This is a genomic window from Streptomyces sp. KR80, from assembly GCF_052245555.1.
In the GTDB taxonomy this organism is placed as follows: domain Bacteria; phylum Actinomycetota; class Actinomycetes; order Streptomycetales; family Streptomycetaceae; genus Streptomyces.
In genome coordinates, this window is sequence record NZ_JBQQCD010000051.1 from 1 (window position 1) to 899 (window position 899).

Consider the following 899-nt stretch of genomic DNA (forward strand, 5'->3'; position numbering starts at 1 on the left):
GTGACCTTCTCCACCAGCTCCGGCAACCGGTCGCGGATCTTGTCCGCGCCCATCCGCGTGATGAAGGTCAGCCGACCCGGCTCCCGGTCCGGATCGAGCCGCTCAATCAACGTCAGCGCGTCCTCCGGCGTCGTCGTCGGACCCAGCTTCACCCCGATCGGATTGCGAATCCGCGAAGCGAACTCGATGTGCGCGCCGTCCAGCTGCCGAGTGCGCTCGCCGATCCACAGCATGTGCCCGGACACGTCATAGAGCTGACCGGTGCGCGAGTCGGTGCGGGTCAGCGCCGATTCGTAATCCAGGATGAGCGCCTCGTGCGAGGCGTAGAACTCGACCGTCTTGAACTCCTCCGGGTCCACCCCGCAGGCGTTCATGAAGTTCAGCGCCCGGTCGATCTCGCGCGCCAACGCCTCGTAGCGCTGCCCGGACGGCGAGGACTTCACGAAGTCCCGGTTCCAGGCGTGCACCTGGCGCAGATCGGCGTAGCCACCCGTGGTGAAGGCCCGCACCAGGTTCAGCGTGGCGGAGGAGGCGTGGTACATCCGCTTGAGCCGCTCCGGGTCCGGGATCCGGGCGGCCTCGGTGAACTCGAAGCCGTTGACGGAGTCACCGCGGTAGGTCGGCAGCGTCACCCCGTCACGGGTCTCGGTCGGCTTGGAACGCGGCTTGCTGTACTGACCGGCGATCCGGCCGACCTTCACCACCGGCACCGAGCCGGCATAGGTCAGCACGGCACCCATCTGGAGCAGCGTCTTGAGCTTGTTGCGGATCTGGTCAGCGCCCACGGCGTCGAAGGCCTCGGCACAGTCGCCACCCTGCAACAGGAACGCCTCGCCCATCGCGACGGCTCCCAGACGGGCACGCAGCTGGTCGCACTCGCCCGCGAAAACCAGCGGAGG

Annotated in this window: 1 protein-coding gene; it reads right to left on the reverse strand. The window is 67.7% G+C overall.

Going from position 1 to position 899, the window contains the following annotated elements; all coding sequences use genetic code 11:
• The coding region (locus ACTWQI_RS29865) for a 3-deoxy-7-phosphoheptulonate synthase (RefSeq protein ID WP_443275228.1) at positions 1-899 on the reverse strand (899 nt) is incomplete at both ends.